Origin of the sequence: Enterococcus sp. NBRC 3427 (assembly GCF_007996925.1) — a bacterium.
In the GTDB taxonomy this organism is placed as follows: domain Bacteria; phylum Bacillota; class Bacilli; order Lactobacillales; family Enterococcaceae; genus Enterococcus_B; species Enterococcus_B lactis.
The window spans coordinates 1-17,185 of sequence record NZ_BJLL01000054.1 but is presented as its reverse complement, the minus strand read 5'-3'; the positions used below and the strand labels follow the sequence as shown (position 1 = coordinate 17,185).

Sequence of the window (17,185 nt, the reverse complement as noted above, 5' to 3'; positions counted from 1 at the left end):
AGCACCGTTTACTCGGCAAAAAAGGTTGTGACAAAAATTGTCACAACCTTTTTTTTGTGGAATCTAATTCTCTATTGTAGTTTAAGTAATTTTTCCAGGTAAACAGCTAAACCGTCTTCTTGATTACTCAAAGGAGTGACATCATTTGCGATGCCTTTGAGCTGATCAGTACCATTAGCCATAGCCACTCCCTAGCCTGCATAATCCAGCAGTTCCAAATCGTTATGCTCATCACCAAAAGCAATCACGTCTTGTTGATCGATAGATAAGTAGTTAGCAATCTCTTGCACACCTTTTGCTTTTTGGATTCCTTTTGAAACAATCTCTAAGATCGCCGTGGGACCGCCCCATGTACGAACATCCACATAACTGCCAAATTGACGTGTTAATTCAGCAGATACAGCTTCTGCAAAACGCTTGTCTGTTCGGACAAGCAAAGATGTAGGATTTGTCGTTAGATTTTTAGGAGAAAGCAAGTTTTTTTCTCCAGGACGTGAAGAAGCAAAAATTTTTTCATCAAAGAAGTCAAAGCTGTCGATAAAAAAAGTATCCCGATTTTCAGCAGCGATAAAGTCTAGATTCAACTGTTTTTTTTGCGATAAGATTTCAAAAGCAATTTCACGATTAATCAACGTTTCTCTTTCGCCATCCCAATGTTGATTAGGGATATGCACCAATGCGCCGTTAAAATTAACCATCGGTGTTGTTAACTCTAATTGTTGGTAAAATTGATGGCTCATTCGAAATGGGCGTCCAGTAGCGATACTGACATGATGACCAGCATTGATTGCTTTTTTCAGGGTTTCTTTTGTTTTAGAGGTAATCATCGAATCTTGATTGAGGGTCGTTCCGTCCAGATCGATGGCAATTAATTTTTTATTCAATAAAGGTCCTTCCTTCCTCAACTAGCATTTGTTTTAGTCTAGCATATTTTAGGTAATTAACAAGAGCAATCAGTTATTCCTAACAAAAAATACAGTTATGGCTATGTAAATGTATGAATACGATCTAAAAACGAACATTAAGTATTGTTTTCGGTTTTTTTGTTAAAAAAACGTTGAAAAACGAATGAAACGTCTATATAATTTGAAATTGTTCGATGGATTTGCCGTATTTGCATATTTTTTATTATTATAGTTTTCCATCAGAAAAAAATTCAGGGAGTGGAACTTTTTATGGAAAAGTTTTTCGGTTTAAAGAAAAACAATACAAATGTATCAACTGAAATAATGGCGGGAGTAACGACATTCTTTGCCATGAGTTATATCTTATTCGTAAATCCGACGATTTTATCAGCATCAGGTATGCCGTTCCAAGCAGTATTTCTAGCCACAATCATTGCATCAATCATTGGTACGCTAGTCATGGGATTGTTCGCGAATGTACCATATGCTCAGGCACCTGGTATGGGATTGAACGCATTTTTCACTTTTACGGTCGTTTTCGGGCTTGGCTATTCTTGGCAACAAGCTTTGGCAATGGTTTTTATTTGCGGATTAATCAATATTTTTATTACTGTTACAAACATCCGAAAGATGATCATTCGGGCGATTCCTGAAAGTCTTCAACATGCGATTGGTGGCGGGATCGGTATTTTCGTTGCGTATGTCGGGATCAAAAATGCAGGATTCTTATCTTTTTCAGCAGACCAATCTGCTATTTCGAGTTCTGTCGTTGAAGGTGGAAAAGCAACAAATGTTACGATAAATGGCGGAATCGTTCCCGCGTTAGCCAACTTTGACAACGCACCTATCTTGTTAGCCGTGATTGGTCTGGTACTGACAGCCATTTTAGTTGTAAAAAATGTCCGTGGTGCTATTCTTATCGGTATCGTAGCGACCACAGTCCTTGGGATTTTTATGGGTGTTGTTGATTTAAGTTCCATTGATTGGCAAACGAATTCGTTAGGCAATTCATTTAAAGAATTAGGAACAACGTTCGGTGCAGCATTTGGTTCTGAAGGAATGCAATCTTTATTCAGTGATTCTTCCAAGATCCCTCAAGTATTGATGACGATCATCGCATTCAGTTTATCTGATACATTTGATACGATCGGAACATTTATCGGTACAGGACGCCGCACAGGTATTTTCTCAAAAGAGGACGAGATCGCATTGGAAGATGGTCGCGGGTTCAAAACAAAAATGGATAAAGCGCTATTTGCCGATGCAATCGCTACTTCCGTAGGTGCTATCTTTGGTACATCAAATACAACAACTTATGTCGAATCTGCAGCTGGAATCGGAGCCGGTGGACGTACTGGTTTGACTTCAGTAGTAGTGGCAGTGCTATTCGCATTAAGTAGTCTGTTCTCCCCGCTGATCGCCATTGTACCAAATCAAGCAACTGCGCCAGCACTGATTTTGGTCGGAGTAATGATGATGGCTTCTTTTGCAGACATCAAATGGCTAGATATGGAAGAAGCTTTACCAGCCTTCTTTGCATCAATCTTTATGGGATTGTGCTATAGCATTTCCTATGGGATTGCAGCAGGATTTATTTTCTATACAATTGTCAAAGTAATCAAAGGAAAATTCAATGAAGTTTCTGTTGCTTTGTGGATTGTTGATATTTTATTCATCATCAACTTCATCATTCTAGCAACGATTTAAATAAAGAGAAGGGATTGGAACAGCATTTGTTCTGGTCTCTTTTTGTTTTACATAAAAAGAACGTTACATATAAAATGATCTTTGCGGGATTTTTCTCTTATCGTTGCTTGTTTATTCGAAAATAGGTATGATAAAAGAGACGAAAGAGGGATGATAGATGGAGATTAATTGGAGAAAAAATTTAGTGATTGCGTGGATTGGCTGTTTTTTCACTGGTGCAAGTATTAGTTTAGTTATGCCATTCATACCAGTTTATGTTGAGCAACTAGGAACACCAAAAGATCAAATCGAATTGTTTTCGGGATTAGCAATCTCTGTTACTGCTTTTGCATCTGCCGTGGTTGCACCAATCTGGGGAAATCTAGCTGATCGAAAAGGCCGAAAACTCATGATGATCCGTGCAGCAGCTGGGATGACGTTGACGATGGGTTCTTTAGCTTTTGTGCCGAACGCGTATTGGCTTTTGATCATGCGTTTTTGGAACGGGATTTTGTCTGGGTATATTCCAAATGCAACAGCAATGATTGCTTCACAAGCGCCTAGAGAAAAGAGCGGATGGGCATTAGGAACATTATCCACCGGAGCGATTGCGGGGAATCTGATCGGACCTTCAATGGGCGGTGCATTGGCTCAGTGGTTTGGTATGGAAAATGTATTCTTGATCACAGGGGCTTTGTTGATGATCACAACGGTGCTGACCATCTTCTTAGTCAAAGAAGATTTCCATCCAATCGAGAAAAAAGATCTGATAAGCACCAAAGAAATTTTTTCAAAAATGGATCATCTCTCTATTTTGATTGGTCTCTTCATCACGACCTTGATTTTACAGATAGGGATCACTACGATCAGCCCTATTTTGACCTTATATATTCGTGAATTGAGCGGAAGTACAGAAAATATCCTGTTTGTCAGCGGCTTGATTGTTTCGATAGCTGGTGTTTCCGCAGTCTTTTCTTCACCAAAACTAGGAAAACTAGGGGATAAGATTGGGAATCAAAAAGTTTTAATTGGAGGACTCATCTTATCATTTTGCTGTTATTTGCCCATGGCGTTTGTCACGACACCACTCCAATTAGGTATACTTCGTTTTATTTTAGGCTTTTCAACTGGTGCTCTGATGCCTTCTGTCAATACACTGATCAGTAAGATCACGCCACAAGAAGGGGTCAGCCGAATCTATAGCTATAATCAGATGTTCAGTAACTTTGGACAGGTTCTAGGACCCATGCTGGGGTCGACAGTTGCGCATGCTTATAATTACAGTGCTGTTTTTATTGTGACAAGTTTATTCGTCCTGTCAAATATTCTTCTTTCTCTATTCAATTTTCGTAAAGTTCTTCGCAGTAGATTATAATAGTGGTGATAATTGGAAATAAAAAAGAGCTTGAGATATCTCAAGCTCTTGGCTGGTTTTTTACGAATGGGCAGAGGTTTCTTTTCTTGGCGCAACTGCACCAATCAAAAGGATAATGACACCCGCAATTAATGAAATGATTGTTGTCAAAGTAAAATCATATGTTCCGCTTGTTAATGCAGCACCAATATAACCGACTACTTGACCTAGAACGACAGCCCAGAATAATGTAACGATATATCGCATAAAGAACACCTCTTTTCTATCTTAATTTTACCAGATTTTCTTTGAATGTAAAGAAACGAGACTAAATCTCAATAAAATTCGAGTTCTTGTGAAAGAACTCATTCCTACAGACTAGAAGCAAGCAAATGAAGTAGAACAATGAACTTCAGCACTTGTTATTTAATGAAAGTAAAAGGATCAGACCTTTTAACGCTAGTGAATTTTAACGAAAAAAAAGGCGGAATGCAAGATGTTTTTCCCACAACTTTATACAATTACTTCTTATTCTCTTTTACAAAGTACGATCCGTATTCGAGAATATGTACAAGAAGCAAAAAAACAAGGCTACACTTCATTAGCCATAACGGATAAAGATGTCTTATACGGTGCACCTGAATTTTATCGTATTTGTGTAGAAGAAGGAATACAGCCAATCATTGGATTACATCTTAGTTATACTTATGAAGAAAAAAATTATGGTTTGCTTGCGTACGCAAAAGATGAGACAGGTTATCAGCAGCTGATGAAACTTTCCAGTCGAAAAATGATCCAAGAAAAAATGGCACTTGATGATATGATAGAAACCGACCATCTAGTGTTTGTCGTTCCGGCAAATCATTCTGTTTCTGAGGCTTTCAATAAAGAGGAACATTTTTTCAGTCATTGGCAGTTTTTGCTTGAAAATGTTTTTACTAAAGATTTTTATATCGGATTGTCAGAAAACACGCCTGATCAATTGCCTGAATGGTATCAGTATGTGACAAAAGAAAATTATCCGCTTTGTGCATTGCATCCAATCGCTAGTTTACAGCAAGAAGACCTTTTTGCGCTTGAAGTGATGAAGCATATCAAAGAGGGAAGTCAGATGCCTTTAGAAAGCTTATCTGCACCTTTACCACCAGCAAATGGTTACCTGCTTTCAGAACAAGAAATGATCAAACGATTCGAAGAAGCAGGTCTTTCACAAGCTGTAATAGGTGCTCAGCGCTTGGCCGAATCGATTTCATTTGAATTTCAGTTTCATCAGAAATTACTCCCGCATTATCCCGTCCCTCAAGGAAAACAAGCTGGAGAATATTTAAGAGAGCTATGCTACTCGCAAGTGGAACATCGGATCGTTGATTATACAAAGGAGTACCGAGAACGTTTGGACTATGAGTTATCTGTCATCCATCAAATGGGATTCGATGATTATTTCCTGATCGTATGGGATGTAATGGCTTTTGCTCATAGAAATAAAATCGTTACCGGTGCAGGCCGTGGTTCTGCTGCTGGTTCATTAGTAGCCTATGTGTTAGAAATCACAGATGTGGATCCATTAGAGTATGACTTGCTATTCGAACGATTTTTAAATCCTGAACGTTTTACGATGCCGGATATTGATTTGGATATTCCTGACAACCGACGTGAGGAAGTATTGAATTATGTTCGAGAAAAGTATGGACAATATCACATGGCGCAAATCGCGACATTTGGTACAATGGCTGCAAAAATGGTTCTTAGAGATGCGGCTAGAGTGTTTGGTCTGTCACAAAGTGAAGCAAACCGCTGGTCAAAAGCAATACCAAACCAGCTGAAAATCACATTGACCCAAGCCTACAAAACATCGCGTCAACTAGTAGAATTAGTTCAGGCAAGCGAAAAAAACCAACTTTTATTCAAAACCGCAGTGATTTTAGAAGGATTGCCAAGACACGTTTCGACTCACGCAGCAGGGGTAGTTATCAGCGATAGAAATCTACTTGAATTAGTACCGCTCCAACGCGGTTCTGATGAAGCTTTTCTGACCCAATATACGATGAATGAGGTAGAAGCCATCGGTCTTTTGAAAATGGACTTTCTAGGACTACGCAATTTATCGATTATTGATTTTACTTTAAAGGCTGTTAAGCGAGTAGAAGGGCAGGAAATCCGATTAAAAGAGATTCCATTAAATGATGCAAAAACGCTACTCTTGTTTCAACGAGGCGAAACTTCAGGAGTATTTCAATTTGAATCTGCTGGTATTCGAAACGTTTTACGAAGATTAGGACCAGAAAACATCGAAGATATTGCCGCAGTCAATGCGTTGTATCGTCCAGGTCCTATGCAAAATATCGACACCTTCATTGCCAGAAAAAAAGGAAAAGAAGCCATTCGCTACCCCGATGATTCACTGATCCCGATTTTGAAAAACACATACGGGGTGATTGTCTATCAGGAACAAATCATGCAGATCGCCTCGACTATGGCTGGATTTACATTAGGACAGTCAGATATTTTGAGGCGGGCAGTTAGTAAAAAGAAAAAAGACGTATTAGATGAAGAAAAGTCGCATTTTGTATCAGGAGCATTACAACAAGGATATTCGGAAAAAACAGCAGTGACTGTATATGAATATATTGAAAAATTTGCAAACTATGGATTCAATCGGTCGCATGCATTTGCTTATTCCTTCGTGGGATTCCAAATGGCATATCTAAAGGCTCATCATCCAGGGGCTTTCTTCACTAGTCTAATGAATTCTGTTCGGCATAACACAACGAAATTGAAAGAATATATTGCAGAAGCACGTAAAAATAAACTCAAACTTTCTTCACCATCCATCAATCAAAGCAATTATAGTTTTGAGTTGGTCAATAAGGAAGAAATCAGATTCGGGCTGACAGCGATAAAAGGCATCCGACGTGATTTTGTAGAAGATGTATTGAATGAAAGAAAACAAAATGGCCCGTTCAAGTCAGTAGATCAATTCCTCATACGGATCGATAAGCGGTGGCTGAAATTAGAGTTACTGCAATCACTGACAGCAGTAGGCGTTTTTGATGAATTATCTCCTAACAGGAAACAATTGATGCTTGATCTCGAAGGGAAAATCCAAAATATCGTTTACAGTGGTGGCAGTCTAGATTTGCTAGGAATCATGGCATTAAAAGAAGAAGAAGTTGCTGACTATACACTAGAAGAACGACTGAAGCTGGAAGAGGAATACTTAGGTGTTTATTTGTCAGGGCATCCTGCAGAAGGGTTTGACCGGCTTCGTTTAGCTAAACAGGTTCAGCTGATTACAGATATCGTTCCTAATCAACCAGTCAATTTACTATTGATGATAAAGGAAGTTAGAGAGATTCGGACAAAAAAAGGCGAACTGATGGCCTTCGTGGAAGGAACCGATAGTAGCGGAGAAATTTCTGTCACGGTTTTTCCAACTCTTTATCGAAAATATCGTAACCTGTTTGCAGTTGATCAAGTGATCTTTGTTCAAGGGCGTAGCGAAATCAGCAAATATAACCAGGAACTACAATTGATTGGAGAAAGCTTTGCTGATCCTCGTCAGTTAGAAACACAGTATCCTTCACAAACGTGCTATTTGCGTATTACAGAAGAACGGGAAGACCCTGAGATAATGAAACAATTACAAGGGATTTTTCAGAAACACCCAGGATATATTCCAGTAATTATGTACCACGAAAAAACACAACGAAAAGTTGTTCTGTCAGATGCTTATTGGGTGGATGACAGCAAGAGTATAAAGGGGCAACTTGTTTCTCTACTTGGCGAAGATAATGTGGTTTTCAAATAACTTACGGTAAAAAATACTACTTGCTTTCATTTTTTTTCATTTTTTTATCCGTAAATCAAGACAAGCGAGAAAAATAATGTTAGAATGTTAGTCGTGGTTAACGCAAAAATGGTTGTAAACCTAAGTTATACTTAGGATAAAGTATTTTAATGAGGTGAATGTTTATTATGAAACGCATCGGAATTTTGACCAGTGGCGGAGACGCACCTGGAATGAATGCAGCTGTTCGTGCCGTTGTTCGTAAAGGTATTTACGAAGGACTGGAAGTATACGGGATCAATTATGGGTTTGCCGGTTTAGTTGCTGGAGATATTCGTCGTCTTGATGTGGCAGATGTAGGTGACAAGATCCAACGTGGTGGTACATTCTTGTATTCTGCACGTTATCCAGAATTTGCAACTGAAGAAGGTCAATTAAAAGGAATCGAACAATTGAAAAAATTCGGGATCGAAGGTCTAGTGGTTATCGGAGGAGACGGTTCTTATCATGGCGCAATGGCTTTGACAAAACGTGGATTCCCAGCAGTAGGTATTCCTGGAACAATCGATAATGATATTCCTGGTACTGACTTCACGATCGGTTTTGATACAGCAATCAATACAGTGCTAGAATCAATTGACCGTATTCGTGACACTGCGACTTCTCATGTTCGTACATTCGTTATCGAAGTAATGGGACGCAATGCAGGTGACATCGCTTTATGGTCAGGTGTAGCTGGCGGAGCAGATGAAATCATCATCCCAGAACATGATTTTGATATGGCTTCAGTTGCTAAAAAAATCCAAGAAGGCCGTGATCGTGGGAAGAAACATTGCTTGATCATCTTGGCTGAAGGTGTAATGGGCGGAAATGAATTCGCTGAAAAACTTTCAGAATTTGGCGACTATCATACACGTGTATCTATCTTGGGACACGTTGTCCGTGGTGGAGCACCAAGCGCACGCGACCGCGTCTTAGCAAGTAAATTCGGTGCTTACGCTGTCGAATTGCTTCAAGAAGGAAAAGGTGGATTATGTGTCGGTATCCATGACAACGAAATCGTTGCAGCTGACATCATTGATACACTAGAAAACAACAAGCATAAACCAGACTTATCATTATATGATCTAAATAATTCACTTTCATTTTAAGAGTGAAAGAAACCAAGCTATTTAAGCTGTGTACAGCTTTAAATAAACAAAATTGAATGGGAGAGTTTTTTAAATGAAAAAAACCAAAATCGTTAGTACATTAGGACCAGCAAGTAACTCAGTAGAAATTATTTCTCAATTGATTGAATCTGGGGCAAATGTCTTCCGCTTTAACTTTTCTCATGGTGACCATGAAGAACAATTATCACGTATGACTATGGTCCGTGAAGCAGTTAAAAAGACAGGAAAAGATGTCGGTATTCTTTTAGATACAAAAGGAGCTGAAATCCGTACAACTGTTCAAGGCACAACAGAAGCTGATTTTGGTCGTGCAGGATACATCAAATTTGAAGTAGGAGATCAAACACGCATCTCTATGGATCCTGAACATGTAGGTTCAAAAGAAAAAATCGCGGTTACTTACCCAGGATTATTTGACGATGTTCACGTAGGCGGACACGTTTTATTCGATGATGGCTTGATCGACATGGAAATCATTGAAAAAGACGAAGCAAACCGTGAATTAGTCGTAGAAGTTAAAAATGCAGGTATGCTAGGATCACGTAAAGGGGTAAATGCACCAGGCGTTTCTATCAGTTTGCCAGGTATTACTCCAAAAGATGCTGACGATATTCGTTTTGGTTTAGACAACGATATCGACTTTATCGCTGCAAGTTTTGTACGTAAAGCACAAGACGTTCTAGATATTCGCGAAATTTTAGAAGAAAAAGACATGACTCATGTTCAAATCTTCCCTAAAATCGAATCTCAAGAAGGTATCGACAACATTGACGAAATCATCAAAGTTTCTGACGGTGTTATGATTGCCCGTGGAGATATGGGTGTGGAAATCCCAGCTGAACTAGTACCAATGGTTCAAAAACGTATCATCAAAAAATGTAACGCTGCTGGTATCCCAGTTATCACTGCTACACAAATGTTAGAATCAATGCAAGAAAACCCACGTCCAACACGTGCGGAAGCTTCTGACGTTGCCAATGCTGTATTTGACGGAACAGATGCAACAATGTTATCTGGTGAATCTGCAAACGGAGACTACCCAGTTGAAGCTGTTTCAACAATGGCACGTATCGACCAAGAAGCTGAAAATGCATTATCAGAATTAGGTACATTCCAATTGAACGAATTCGATAAAACAGATGTAACTGAAACAATCGGTTTATCTGTGGCTCGTGCTGCAAAAAATCTAGGCGTCAAAACAATCGTTGCTGCAACTGAATCAGGCTACACTGCAAAAATGATTTCAAAATATCGCCCAGATGCAGATATCTTGGCTGTTACTTTTGACGAACGCACAAAACGCGGTTTGATGTTAAACTGGGGTGTTTACCCAACAGTTGCTGAAAAACCATCAACAACTGATGAAATGTTTGAACTAGCAGCTAAAAAAGCTGTTGAATTAGGTTTCGCATCAGAAGGCGATTTAATCTTGATCACTGCTGGTGTACCAGTTGGCGAACGCGGAACAACTAACGTGATGAAAATTCAAATGATTGGTTCTAAATTATTAGAAGCTCAAGGCGTTGGACAAAAATCTGTCGTTGCAAATGCGGTTATTGCTTCATCTGCTGAAGAAGCTGTAAAAAAAGCAAAAGACGGAATGGTTCTAGTTGTACCATCAACTGACAAAGAATACATGCCTGCAATCGAAAAAGCAGCTGCTGTTATCGTTGAAGAAGGCGGATTGACTTCTCACGCTGCAGTTGTAGGAATTGCACAAGATATTCCTGTAATTGTTGGTGCTAAAGGCGCAACAACAATTACTGATGGCGAATTGATTACTGTTGATTCACGTCGCGGCATCGTTTACCGTGGCGAAACAACAGCTATCTAATTTAGCTTAATACAAAATAAAAACAGCTCTTCATTTACGAAGAGCTGTTTTTTTGTGCTGTAACGAATTCATGGATGACTTGGACTACTTGTTCTTGAAGCGGTGTGACAAGCTGTTGTGTTCGTTTTGCCAATGAAATCAAGAAGCGAGGCTGAACTTCGTCTGAAAGTGGGAGGCAAACTAAATGATCTTCAGGATGGACAGCAATCTCTGCCAAAAAACCGATACCAACATTTTCACGGATCATACTCTTTAAAATCGTCAAATCATTGCTTTGATAAACAACTTTTGGTTGAGTATGTGTTTGTTTAGAAAGTTTAGTGAATGCTGCTGGGTGGACATAATGTTCGTTCAATAACACAAACTGTTCATCTGATATATCTTTGAAAGAGACCGCCTTCTGCTGGGCAAGAGGGTGAGTAGGCGGAACGACGATCATGAAACGTTTATCCAAAAGTAATTCTGTTTCTAAATATTGATCTACGATTGGCTGTGTTGAGCCTAATACGGCTAAATCGATCCTCCCTTGACGGATCATTCCATATAAGTCCCGAGAGCCTCCATCGGTGATTTCAATCTGATTCATCAATTCATGCTTGATAAAGTAACCTGACAGTTTTGGAAAGTACTCATTGCCGATAATAGGCGGCATGCCAAAACGCAGCTTTTTCTTTTGTAACTGAGTGATTTCAGCCCTTGCAGTAGAAATCTCTTGGAGAATAGTTTGTGCATGGAGAAACAGCTGCTTTCCAGAAGGTGTGACGATTAATTCGTGATGCGAACGATCTCTTGTGATAAGTATGGCGTCAAACTCTTTTTCAAGACGTTGTAATGCATATGTAATAGTAGGTTGGCTCACACGGAAATAATTAGCCACTTTCGTAAAGTTTTTTTGTTTGACGATTTGGACATAGTATTCAATATCTTTCGTGTTCATAAAGATCATCCGCTCCTTTGATAGAATAATGATTATTGTAAATGATTCTGAAGATGATAGCAAACAGAGGCTTTCTGTTAAAGATATTTCTGTTTTTTTATGAACTGCAAGGTGTCAAGAAAATTTCATTGACAACATGGTTTTTGCCCTGTATAATTGCTTTTGTTGCTTAGGAGTGATGAAAAATGAAATGGTCTTTATTGGAATTGAGAAAATACCAGGAGACACCGTTAACTTTTCATGAGACGCTCGACTTGAAAGCCGCTCTCATGAAGCGAGACAATTTAATACTTGATGTTGCGCCAGTGGAAGTCGAAGGTTTGGTCTCAGTTGATAAGAAAGGCTATATCGTTCATTACACTGTGCAGACGACTTTGACAGTTCCTTCAACACGTTCGCTAGAACCTGTTGAACTGCCGATGGATTTTTCTGTAGACGAAGTATTCATGACAGAAGAACAATTCCAAAGCAGAGATGAGCAAATGTCTGCAGATGAGATTTTGCTGATTGAAGGTCCGTTATTGAATTTAGCAGAGTCAATTGAAGACAACATCTTATTGGCGATTCCGATGCGGGTATTGACAAAAGAAGAGGAAGCAGCAACAGAACTTCCAAAAGGCAATGATTGGGAAGTTGTTTCCGAAGAAGAATACCAACGCAGAAAAATGGAAGAAGCCGAGAATAAAATTGATCCTCGTCTTGCAAAACTATCTGAACTTTTTGATTCTGAATCAAAAAACGACGATAACAAGTAAGATTGGAATATATTGTATCTATTATAGGTGCAAGACTTTACAAGGAGGTGTAGCAAAATGGCAGTACCAGCTAGAAGAACATCAAAAGCTAAAAAAGCAAAACGTCGTACACACTACAAGTTGACAATCAAAGGATTAAACGAATGTCCAAACTGTGGTGAAATGAAAAAAAGCCATCACGTATGTGCAAATTGTGGTTACTATGATGGTAAGGACGTAATGTCAAAAGAAGCTTAATACATTTTAATTAGAAAATGTAAAACCTCAAGGCTAACCATGGAGCCTTGAGGTTTATTTTTTTTATAAGCGGTAAATAAAAAATATGTTGTTCTTTAGTTTGCAATGTAGCCGTGTTAAGCTATAATGTAAGAGATTAGGGAGAAATCCCGTATGTAGGAGGAGTTCATATGTCAAAACAACAAATCGGCGTTGTCGGTATGGCCGTTATGGGTAAAAATCTAGCCTTGAATATAGAAAGCCGCGGCTATTCAGTGGCCTTATTCAACCGTACAGGGGCTAAAACAACCGCTGTAGTAGAAGAACACCCAGATAAAAATTTCAAAGCAACGTACACAATCGAAGAATTTGTACAATCAATCGAAAAACCACGTCGGATTCTTCTGATGGTCAAAGCAGGACCGGCAACAGATGCAACAATCCAAGAGTTGCTTCCTCACCTTGATAAAGGCGATATTCTGATTGACGGAGGAAATACATTCTTTAAAGATACGATGCGTCGTAATGAAGAATTAGCCAACTCTGGTATTAACTTTATCGGTACAGGCGTTTCCGGTGGTGAAGAAGGAGCTTTAAAAGGACCTTCAATCATGCCTGGTGGACAAAAAGAAGCGTATGAGCTAGTTGCACCAATCTTAGAGCAAATTTCTGCAAAAGCAGAAGACGGAGCACCATGTGTCACCTATATTGGCCCAAATGGAGCCGGACACTATGTGAAAATGGTACACAACGGTATTGAGTATGGAGATATGCAACTGATTGCTGAATCTTATGACTTGATGAAGAATATTTTAGACCTTTCAGTAGAAGAAATGGCTGATATCTTTAAAGAATGGAATCAAGGCGAATTAGACAGCTACCTGATCGAAATCACAGCTGACATTCTGACTCGAAAAGACGATGAAGGTACAGGTAAACCAGTCGTAGATGTGATCCTTGATGCAGCTGGAAATAAAGGAACAGGTAAATGGACAAGCCAAAGTGCGCTTGACTTAGGCGTGCCACTTCCATTGATTACTGAATCTGTATTTGCCCGTTACATTTCTGCTTATAAAGAAGAACGCGTACAAGCAAGTAAAATTTTGTCTCGTACGAACGATTTTGAGTTCACAGGAGACAAAAAAGAATTGGTCGAAAAAATCCGAGAAGCGTTGTATTTCAGTAAAATCATGAGTTATGCCCAAGGATTTGCTCAATTACGTGTCGCTTCAAAAGAATTTGATTGGGATTTGCCATTTGGCGAAATCGCAAAAATCTGGCGTGCTGGATGTATCATCCGAGCTCGATTCTTGCAAAAAATCACGGATGCTTATGACAAAAATCCTGAGATAGAAAATTTATTGCTAGATGATTATTTCGTTGAAATCACGAAAAAATATCAGCAATCAGTCCGAGACGTCGTTGCCTTGGCTGTCCAAGCTGGCGTACCTGTACCAACTTTCTCATCAGCCATCGCTTACTTCGATTCATACAGAGCAGAACGTCTGCCTGCAAATATAATCCAAGCCCAACGCGATTACTTTGGCGCACACACATATGAACGTGTCGACAAAGAAGGAATCTTCCATTACTCATGGTACCATGAAGAATAATAGTCTTTCGGCTGTTAGAAAATGAGAAAATAAAAAGAGGACGAAAGAGCTGAAGTCAATTGTTATGAGTAGACTTCAGCTCTTTTTTAAAACTGCTATTCATGATAAAATGACTATAGATTTTTAAGCAGATTATCGGTATAATGATAGAGTTTTTAAAAAGCCAGTAGATAGAAAGGATAAAATAATAAATGAGTAATATTCTAATCATTGAAGATGAAAAGAACTTAGCTCGATTTGTCGAGCTAGAGTTGAAGCATGAAGGGTATAACACAGAAGTCCATTACAACGGTCGTACTGGTTTAGATGCGGCATTAAATAATGAGTGGGATGCCATATTATTGGACCTGATGCTTCCAGAATTGAACGGTTTAGAAGTCTGCAGACGCGTACGCCAAGTCAAAAATACACCAATCATTATGATGACTGCAAGAGATTCTGTAATCGATCGTGTATCAGGACTTGACCATGGAGCAGATGACTACATCGTCAAACCATTTGCTATCGAAGAACTATTAGCGCGTCTTCGGGCATTGTTGCGTCGAATCGACATTGAAGGTGACAAAAATGTGGCAAAACAAACCACTATTACTTATCGTGATTTGACTATCGAAAAAGAAAACCGTGTCGTACGTCGCGGAAACGAAGTAATTGAACTAACAAAAAGAGAATACGAATTGCTACTTACTTTAATGGAAAACGTGAACGTGGTATTAGCACGTGATGTTTTACTAAATAAAGTATGGGGATACGAAACGGAAGTTGAAACAAACTTAGTGGATGTATATATTCGTTATCTTCGCAATAAAATTGACGTTCCAGGGGAGGAAAGCTATATCCAAACTGTCCGCGGAACAGGTTATGTGATGCGCTCGTGATAAAGCCGAAAAAATCGGAAAAAAGAGAACTGAAAGGGCCCTCCTTGACAATCAAGTGGGCCTTTGCGAGTTCTTTCTTCATATTCGTCGTATTTACAATTTTTGCGGTCATTACCTATAAATCATCTATCAACCTGATTGTTGCAAAAGAAAGAAACAATGTAGAACGTACGATTTCAGAAGTAGCCTCTCGTTTGGCTAACTCGGATGAAGAACTGACATTAGTGAATACGTATCGTAATCTGACGAAAGCAACAAATGACGGAGATGAGGTCATAGATCATACTTCACTGGTCGAAGGAAATTTAATGAAGATTGATTCCTTTATAGCTGAGCTAGGGCAGCCTTCGATGGATCTTTATGTGTATGATTTAGATGAGAACTTGATTTTCAAAACTCACGAAAACAGTCGAAACTTGATCCAAACAACACGTAAAGTGCCAACGATTGTTACACTAGAAGGGAAAACTGGCTTTTTATCTATACAGCCTATATATTCTAAAGGTACAAGAGAAAAGATCGGTTATGCGCAAAGCTTCTATGAATTATCTTCTTTCTATGATATCCGAAATAAGCTATTATTGACTCTTATTGTTTTAGAAGTCGTTTCTTTGATTTTAAGTAGTATTTTAGGTTTCTTTTTATCTTCTTACTTATTGAAACCACTAAAGGTACTCAGAGATACAATGGATACTATACGTAAAGATCCGCAATCAGATATCCACATGCCTGAAATCGACACGAATGATGAATTGGCAGATTTAGCTGAAATATTCAATGAGATGCTTGACCGCATGCGTTTGTATATCGAACAACAAGAGCAGTTCGTGGAAGACGTCTCTCATGAGTTAAGAACTCCTGTAGCAATCATTGAAGGGCATCTTAGTTTGCTAAATCGTTGGGGGAAAGATGATCCTGAGATATTGGAAGAATCGTTAAGCGCCAGCATGCAAGAAATCAGCCGCATGAAAAGCTTAGTTCAAGAGATGCTAGACTTATCAAGAGCAGAACAAGTAGATGTCCATTATGCAAATGAAACAACTAAAGGAAAAGAAGTCACCTATCAAGTTTATAATAATTTCAAGATATTATACCCAGACTATGTGATTACTTTAGATGATGATTTGACAAAAGAAGTGACCCTGCAAATTTATCGTAATCACTTTGAGCAATTAATCATTATCATATTGGATAACGCAGTAAAATATTCAACTACACGAAAAGAAGTCCATATCTCTATTTCTTCTGCTCTGAATGAATTTGAGATTGCTATTCAGGACTTTGGTGAAGGAATACCCAAAGAAGACCTTAATAAGATCTTCAATCGTTTTTATCGTGTGGATAAAGCGAGGGCTAGAACGAAGGGCGGAAATGGTCTGGGATTGTCTATCGCAAAACAATTGGTTGAAAACTACAAAGGTCGTATCTTAGCAGAAAGCGTAGTTGGGCAAGGGACTATCTTTAGAATTTTTATTCCTATCGCAAAAACAGAAGACAAGTAAAGCATGTGCTTTGCTTGTTTTTTTATATTATCCATTAAGAAAGAAGAAGCCAAATACAAGCAGATAAGAAATTTAGGATGGTCATTATAAAGAAATCTAGCGAACAATAAAATTGAATAACATTCGTTGATTAATCGTAAATAGCTTTTAAGTGAACAAAAAACAATAAAAACACTTTAATATTCGTCTTTAAAAATAATGAAGAAAAATAGGAAATTTTCTATTGCAATTTTATAAAGAGATTGCTATATTATTATTTGTTCTAAATGATTCCTTTAAGGTGTCGCTAAAAATTATAAAAAATAGTGTTGACGCACTTTTGATATCATGTTATAATAACGAAGTCGCTTAGATGAGAAAGCTTATAAAGCTTGATTTTATCGAAAAAAACTTCAAAAAAGTTATTGACAAATAACGATCGAGATGGTATGATAATCAAGTCTCTGCTAATGAGCGATAAAGACATTTAGAAAAAATAAACAAAGAAGTTGTTGACATTCTCTTCTGAATCTGATAAGATTAAAGAGTTGTTGAAACAAAAAGATT

The 17,185-nt window shown here is 38.5% G+C and carries 12 protein-coding genes and 1 pseudogene; 10 read left to right on the top strand and 3 right to left on the bottom strand.

Going from position 1 to position 17,185, the window contains the following annotated elements; genetic code table 11:
* Positions 1 to 71: 71 nt before the first annotated feature.
* Positions 72 to 884 (bottom strand): annotated as a pseudogene (locus ESP02_RS10630) (Cof-type HAD-IIB family hydrolase).
* Positions 885 to 1,175: 291 nt separating this feature from the next.
* On the opposite strand from ESP02_RS10630, the gene ESP02_RS10625 reads away from it, so the two are divergent.
* Together ESP02_RS10625 and ESP02_RS10620 are read left to right on the top strand one after the other, a co-directional pair.
* A complete protein-coding gene (locus ESP02_RS10625; RefSeq protein WP_002310391.1) occupies positions 1,176 to 2,612 on the top strand; it encodes an NCS2 family permease in 1,437 nt (478 codons plus the stop codon).
* Positions 2,613 to 2,769: 157 nt separating this feature from the next.
* Complete coding sequence (locus ESP02_RS10620; protein WP_002290958.1) at positions 2,770 to 3,966, top strand: multidrug efflux MFS transporter; 1,197 nt, start codon at positions 2,770 to 2,772, stop codon at positions 3,964 to 3,966.
* A gap of 60 nt (positions 3,967 to 4,026) precedes the next feature.
* Here the strand turns inward: ESP02_RS10620 and ESP02_RS10615 are convergent, their stop codons facing one another.
* On the bottom strand, positions 4,027 to 4,212 hold the full coding sequence (locus ESP02_RS10615; protein ID WP_002290959.1) for a YjzD family protein: 186 nt from the start codon (positions 4,210 to 4,212) through the stop codon (positions 4,027 to 4,029).
* A 229-nt stretch (positions 4,213 to 4,441) separates the two neighbouring features.
* On the opposite strand from ESP02_RS10615, the gene dnaE reads away from it, so the two are divergent.
* The 3 genes from dnaE (at position 4,442) to pyk (ending at position 10,738) form a co-directional block, all read left to right on the top strand.
* Entirely contained in the window at positions 4,442 to 7,753 is a 3,312-nt protein-coding gene (gene dnaE / locus ESP02_RS10610) for a DNA polymerase III subunit alpha (protein WP_002373468.1), read from the top strand.
* A gap of 167 nt (positions 7,754 to 7,920) precedes the next feature.
* On the top strand, positions 7,921 to 8,883 hold the full coding sequence (gene pfkA, locus ESP02_RS10605; RefSeq protein ID WP_002310395.1) for a 6-phosphofructokinase: 963 nt from the start codon (positions 7,921 to 7,923) through the stop codon (positions 8,881 to 8,883).
* Positions 8,884 to 8,956: 73 nt separating this feature from the next.
* Entirely contained in the window at positions 8,957 to 10,738 is a 1,782-nt protein-coding gene (pyk, locus tag ESP02_RS10600) for a pyruvate kinase (protein ID WP_038398814.1), read from the top strand.
* Between the two features lie 34 nt (positions 10,739 to 10,772).
* Here the strand turns inward: pyk and ESP02_RS10595 are convergent, their stop codons facing one another.
* The gene (locus tag ESP02_RS10595; protein WP_002373466.1) at positions 10,773 to 11,675 is read right to left on the bottom strand and encodes a LysR substrate-binding domain-containing protein; all 903 of its coding nucleotides are present in this window, start codon (positions 11,673 to 11,675) and stop codon (positions 10,773 to 10,775) included.
* Positions 11,676 to 11,860: 185 nt separating this feature from the next.
* On the opposite strand from ESP02_RS10595, the gene ESP02_RS10590 reads away from it, so the two are divergent.
* From ESP02_RS10590 to ESP02_RS10570, 5 genes are all read left to right on the top strand, one after another.
* Positions 11,861 to 12,430 (top strand): DUF177 domain-containing protein, encoded by a 570-nt coding sequence (locus ESP02_RS10590; RefSeq protein ID WP_002290967.1) that lies wholly within the window; start codon positions 11,861 to 11,863, stop codon positions 12,428 to 12,430.
* A 57-nt stretch (positions 12,431 to 12,487) separates the two neighbouring features.
* Positions 12,488 to 12,667 carry a 50S ribosomal protein L32 gene (gene rpmF, locus ESP02_RS10585; RefSeq protein ID WP_002290970.1) on the top strand — a complete coding sequence of 60 codons (180 nt, stop codon included), beginning with the start codon at positions 12,488 to 12,490 and terminating at the stop codon, positions 12,665 to 12,667.
* A gap of 170 nt (positions 12,668 to 12,837) precedes the next feature.
* Positions 12,838 to 14,259, top strand: a complete 1,422-nt coding sequence (gndA, locus tag ESP02_RS10580; RefSeq protein WP_002373464.1) for an NADP-dependent phosphogluconate dehydrogenase — start codon at positions 12,838 to 12,840, stop codon at positions 14,257 to 14,259.
* A gap of 191 nt (positions 14,260 to 14,450) precedes the next feature.
* Entirely contained in the window at positions 14,451 to 15,137 is a 687-nt protein-coding gene (locus ESP02_RS10575; RefSeq protein WP_038398815.1) for a response regulator transcription factor, read from the top strand.
* Positions 15,134 to 16,639: a HAMP domain-containing histidine kinase gene (locus ESP02_RS10570; RefSeq protein ID WP_146926048.1), complete on the top strand. Its 1,506-nt coding sequence runs from the start codon at positions 15,134 to 15,136 to the stop codon at positions 16,637 to 16,639. The genes ESP02_RS10575 and ESP02_RS10570 overlap by 4 nt, the downstream gene beginning before the upstream one ends.
* The last annotated feature ends 546 nt before the right edge of the window (positions 16,640 to 17,185 follow it).